The following is a 5,046-nucleotide window of genomic DNA, read 5'->3' on the forward strand; positions in this document are numbered from 1 at the left end:
AGAGAACTTCTACGCGGTCGGGATGAAGGACCCGGAAGGCAACGAGTTCGATATCAACTGATCCGGCGAGGCTGACGCCGGCAGCACGGTCAGCGACTGGCACACTGGCGGTGTGGAGCCAGTCGCGGGGGTTACGACCGCGGGTCGCGGCGGTCGCGCCGGACAGCGGGCCAGGTACGGCATCGACGGCGGATACGCCGGGCTGGCGGTGTTCGGCTTGATTGAGGCGGGGCTGGCAGGCACCGTTGCCTGGGCGGCGCGCCGTCGCAGGCCCGCCGTCGCGGCGCTGGCTTGCCTGGGTGGCGCGGCGGTGGCGGGGTCGGCGGCGAGCTACCTGTATTCCACCGGGCCGGGCAAGCGCGGGATCTGGGCCCAACTGCTGGACGAATTGGGCCTGCGGGGCGACGAGCACGTCCTGGATGTAGGATGCGGCCGCGGCGCGGTGCTGATGCTGGCGGCTCGCCGGGTGCCCGCCGGCCGGGCGGTGGGGGTGGACGTGTGGCGCCGCCGTGACCAGAGCGGCAACAGCCGCGCCGCCGCCGAGCGCAACGCGGTGGCCGAGGGCGTGCGCGACCGGGTGGAGGTCGCCGACGCGGACGCACGTGATCTCCCGTTTGCGCCGGCGTCGTTCGACGTCGTGGTCAGCAGCCTGGCGATCAGCAACATCCGGGGCGCCAGCGGGCGGGCGCAGGCGCTGCGCGAGGCGGTGCGGGTGCTGCGGCCCGGCGGACGGCTGCGCATCGTCGATGACGGCGCGGACCGCTATGCCCCCGTGCTGCGCGAGGCCGGCTGCACCGGGGTGACAGTGCGACAGCTGGGCTGGCGGACCTGGTACGGCATACCGGGTCATCACATCCCGCTGGTCGCCGCCGCCCGGCCAGCCGATCCGGGATCCAGCCTCTAGACCGAAGTTCCCCCCTGTGATCCGCGTGTTAGGTCGTTTGCCTGGGCTTTTGCGGCGCGCGGGGCCGGGCTACTGACTACGCGACCCCGAGGCGGTGGCTGACGCCGAGCAGCTCGAAGGTCTGCCGCTGGAGGGCGGTGGGCGTAGTGACCAGCTGGAAGCCGGGCAGCGCGGGGTCGGCGGGGGCGATGGTGTTCAGGCAGATGGTGCCGAGGTCGGACAGCAGGGTGGCGAGGCTGTGCACGGGCTGGGCGGCCGGGGTGTGCTTGGTGGCGGCCTTGGCCCGGGCGCGGGGTGAGCGGGCGGCGGGGGCGACCGGGCTGGTCCGGGCGGTCTGGGCGGCTTGCTTGTCGTCGTCGGTGAATAGCAGCGGGGCCAGGCGGGCTTGCAGGTGCCAGCTGAGGTAGTACGACAGCATCCGCAAGAACACGTGGGCCCGGACCCGGTCCTCGGTGCGGTGCCGGATCGGCCGGATGTCCAGGTCGGTGTTGAAGGCCCGGAAGGCCCGTTCGACTTGGGCCAGGGCTTTGTAGGAGGAGACGATCTCGCCGTTGTCCAGGTCAGGGGCCTGGACGCTGGTGCGCACCACGTAGATGCCGTCGAGCTTGGCCTCGGCGGCGATGGAATCCTGGTCGCGGGCGTAGGAGAAGCTGTCCTCGCCGATGTCGACGGTGAAGTGCTTGGCGACCTTGCGCCGCTTCAGGACTCTGTCGGCGCGCACGGCGATCTTGTCCTTGCCGCGCAGTGGCCGGCGGGCCCGCGCGCAGGCCGCGGCTATTTTCTCCAGGTCGGCCTCGGTGGCGGCCAGCAGCGATTCCCGCTTGCGGGCCCGTTCGGCTTCCAGGAACGGGTTCATGCAGGCCACCAGCCGCTCGCCGGGGAAGTCGGGGGAGGTGATCTCGGCCAGGTCCTGGGTGTCGAACAGGGTCAGCTGCAGGTCCCCGTCCCGGACTAGCGCCTTGACCTGCGGGGCGCGCAGCGCGGTGATCCAGTCCAGCCCGGCAGGCCGGACGTCCTCGCGCAGCCGGGCGGCGGTCAGCATGCCCCGGTCTCCGACCAGCACCACCTTGCCGATCCCGAACCGGTCCTTGAGCTTGTCGACCTGGCTGGCCACGGTCGTGGGGTCCCCGGTGTTGCCCTTGAACACCTCGATGGCGACTGGGATGCCGTCCTTGCTGGTCAGCAGCCCGTAGACGATCTGCAGCCGGCCCCGCACCCCGTCCTTGGGGTGACCGATGGCACCGAGCGGGCAAGTCCGCCCCTCGAAGGCGGCAGTGGACACGTCATACAGCACCAAGGTGCCGTCGGCCAGGTGCCGGGCGGCCAGCGCGTCCTGGATCGTGTCCTGCCGGGCGTGCAGGTAGTCCATCGCTGCGTACAGGTCATCCTCGTCGCACGACCCCAGGTGCAGGACCTCGCCGAGGGAGCTGGCCGCGGTGGCGTCCCGCAGCCCGCGGGCGATGGCCAGCTTGGAGTCCGGCGCGATCACCTGCGCGGCCGCCATTGCGGTCACCAGGTCTCGCTGCCGGGACGGCACCGGGTCGATGAGCTCTTCCAGGCCCATGGCCCGCGCGGTGCCCAGGACGGCGGCGACGTGGCCGTGCGGCAGGCTGCGGGTGATCTCGAACGCCCCGTCCAGGTCCGCGGCGGGTGGCGGCCGGCCCTTCAGCACCCGGGTCAGCGCGTCGACCTTGGCCTCGGGCCAGGACGACAGGTTGGCCAGGGTGCGGTTCTTGACCTTGCCGTCCTCGCGGTAGCTTTCCCGCAGCAGGGTCGCGGGCGGTGAGCCCCGGTTCGGCACCCTGACCACGTACATGACCACGATCATACCGGGCGTGCCCGAATTTTAGCAGCCAGACACGCCGATACCGGGCCGTATGCCATGATTTACATGACTACGTAGCGTCACGTGCGAGATCACAGTTCCCCAGGTCACGCTGCAGATGACGGGTTGATCAGAGGCTTGCTAGGGGGAACTTCGGTCTAGACCGCCCGGGCATGGGTTCAGATGGCGAGGTCAGCATGGCACGGTACCTGCTTATCGGGTATCCCGCCTCGCGCTGTGGCTGTGGGCCGGCCGACGCGGCTTGGCCCGCAGCTGGCGCGACTTGCTCCGGGCCGGAGACGGAGAACATCCCGGTGCCGGTGAGACCACTGACCGTGCTCTGCCCTGACCCGGACGCGGCCGACGCAGTTCGCCCGCCAGGCCGGGGACAAGGGCATCAGCCGTTGTCACCCGCGGGCAGGATGCCAGGCGGTACCACATCGGTGTCGGGGCGCGCGGCGGCGCGGCGGCCGCTCGCTTTCTGCCAGTAGGCCTCTTTCCCCAGCAACGACTCACCGAACCGGTCGAACTCGGAGATCACCTTCTGTGTCGCCGCGGTCACCGCCTCACGGGTCCGTTCGCCGAGTTCCGCCAGCTGCCGCGAGACCTCACCCTGGAGGTGAGCGGCCACCTCGTCGGTGGCCAAGTCGCGTACCTCCTGCTTGGCCTCGCGCACCGCGGCGCGCAGGTCCTTGGTCGCGGCGTGCGCTTCGCGGATCATCTCCCGGCACTCCCCGAGCGCGGCTTCCAGCCGTTCTAGCTCGCTCACGGCATCCTCCTCGCCCGCCGACCGGGCCAGGGCCGCTCAGATCCCGGCCGGCAATACGCTCACCCACCAACACCGCTCGTGACGTCGTGCGGCGTGCCCACGAGGAAGCGGAGCGGCACCCGCCAGGCTACCAACCAGTCCCGCTGCCCGCCCGCTACACCAGCCCGTGACCGTCGTCATCCAGCTCGCCCTGCCCCAGCGCATCTGGCACCGGGACCGCGCCGCCGTTGCGGTCCGGCCGCCACATGTTGCCGAGGTAGGCAGCGGTGCCCGACCGCCCGCGGGCGTGCAGCGCCCGCAGATGCCCGGCAATCGGCGGTCGCAGCACCAGCCCGGGCAGCACGGCCAGCGGGACGAACCTGGCTTCCAGGTCTTCCTCCTGCGGTTCGGGTTCGTCGGTGATGGGAAACGCCGCGAGGAAGACAAGATCCACCGCGCGCCGCGAGGCGCCTGGCGCGAGGGTCTCCAGGACGAACGCGACCCGGCCCGGCTGGACGGGCAGCCCGGTCTCCTCTACGGTTTCCCGCCGTGCGCAGGCGGCCATGCTCTCGCCCGGGCGGGGTGTCCCGCCCGGCAGCACCCAATCGTCCGCGCCGTCCCTGGCGCGGTGCACGAGCAGCACGCTGTCGTCCCGGAACACGATGATCGAACAGCGCACGTCAACCTCGGCGAGATTTTCCATGGCGCTCGCTACCGCCATGCCCTGCCGGCACGGCCGGCCGCCGTCCGCGCCACAGACGGCATGATCGCCACCAGCGCCGCCTCCGCCCGGCCGTACGCGCTGCAGCCAACCCAGAGCCGGTAGCCCGGCGCCTGTCCGGACCTGTCGCGCCGCCGCAGCATGCCCGCTGCCGACCGGGCGGGCGCCGCGTAGGCGGGCACCCCATAATCCCGCAGCATGCCGAGCACCAGCGGCACCGCCTGCTCGCTGATTTCGAGAACGGGTGCCCAGGAATCGTCGTCCAGCCCGTTGCCGTAGCCTCCGGCGGGCAGCCACCACAGACGGGCCGCCTGGCCAGCATGAACCATGGGCGTGGATGCCGGAACCGCCATGGCCTCCTCCTCAACCACACGTGGAGCAGGACCCATCGGCCATCCGGCATGCCCGCGTGCCCGTGCGGCACGCGAATCCGGCGGGATCCACCGCCGGGCGGACTAGCACCGCCACGTTCATTGTAGCGCCAGAGATCACGTCAGTCTGGGCTCGTCAGGCGCAGCCAGCCCTCGGCGAACAGCCAGCCGGCGACCACGTCGCACGGCCAGTGCACTCCCAGGCAGACGCGGCTCGCGCCGATTCCCGCCGCGGCCGCCAGCGTCGCGGCCTGCGCCGGAGCCCCGCGGACGCCAAGGGCACCCACGGTGGCGCCGACGGCAAGCACCGCGAGCGTCGTGTGCTTGGACGGCAGGCTGAACCCCTCGGGTTCGATCAGCCAGGCCTCGGCCGGCGGCCGCGGGCGGGCGATCACCCGCGACAGCCGCCGCCTGGTGAACGCGCCGCCCGCCACCACGGCGAAGGGCACCGCCGCCCGCCACCAGCCGCCCCGGCGG

At 71.9% G+C, this 5,046-nt stretch carries 6 protein-coding genes; 1 reads left to right on the top strand and 5 read right to left on the bottom strand.

Features of this window, described 5'->3' with window-relative positions:
* The first annotated feature begins 112 nt into the window (after nt 1–112).
* Entirely contained in the window at nt 113–904 is a 792-nt protein-coding gene (locus tag Q1N79_RS10775; RefSeq protein ID WP_300607694.1) for a class I SAM-dependent methyltransferase, read from the top strand.
* 76 nt (nt 905–980) lie between these two features.
* Here Q1N79_RS10775 and Q1N79_RS10780 read toward each other — a convergent pair whose 3' ends face one another.
* The 5 genes from Q1N79_RS10780 to Q1N79_RS10800 all read right to left on the bottom strand — a co-directional run.
* Nucleotides 981–2,732, bottom strand: coding sequence for an IS1634 family transposase (locus Q1N79_RS10780; RefSeq protein WP_300607697.1), 1,752 nt, complete (start codon nt 2,730–2,732; stop codon nt 981–983).
* 394 nt (nt 2,733–3,126) lie between these two features.
* Complete coding sequence (locus Q1N79_RS10785; RefSeq protein ID WP_300607700.1) at nt 3,127–3,498, bottom strand: hypothetical protein; 372 nt, start codon at nt 3,496–3,498, stop codon at nt 3,127–3,129.
* A gap of 154 nt (nt 3,499–3,652) precedes the next feature.
* Nucleotides 3,653–4,198, bottom strand: a complete 546-nt coding sequence (locus Q1N79_RS10790) for an NUDIX hydrolase (RefSeq protein ID WP_300607702.1) — start codon at nt 4,196–4,198, stop codon at nt 3,653–3,655.
* Nucleotides 4,189–4,551 (bottom strand): hypothetical protein, encoded by a 363-nt coding sequence (locus Q1N79_RS10795; protein ID WP_300607705.1) that lies wholly within the window; start codon nt 4,549–4,551, stop codon nt 4,189–4,191. Before Q1N79_RS10795 ends, Q1N79_RS10790 begins: the two co-directional genes overlap by 10 nt.
* 140 nt (nt 4,552–4,691) lie before the next feature.
* Nucleotides 4,692–5,046 (bottom strand): phosphatase PAP2 family protein (locus tag Q1N79_RS10800; protein ID WP_300607707.1); only part of this gene is annotated, 355 nt, incomplete at its 5' end.

Source organism: Trebonia sp., assembly GCF_030042015.1.
Taxonomy (GTDB): Bacteria; Actinomycetota; Actinomycetes; order Streptosporangiales; family Streptosporangiaceae; genus Trebonia.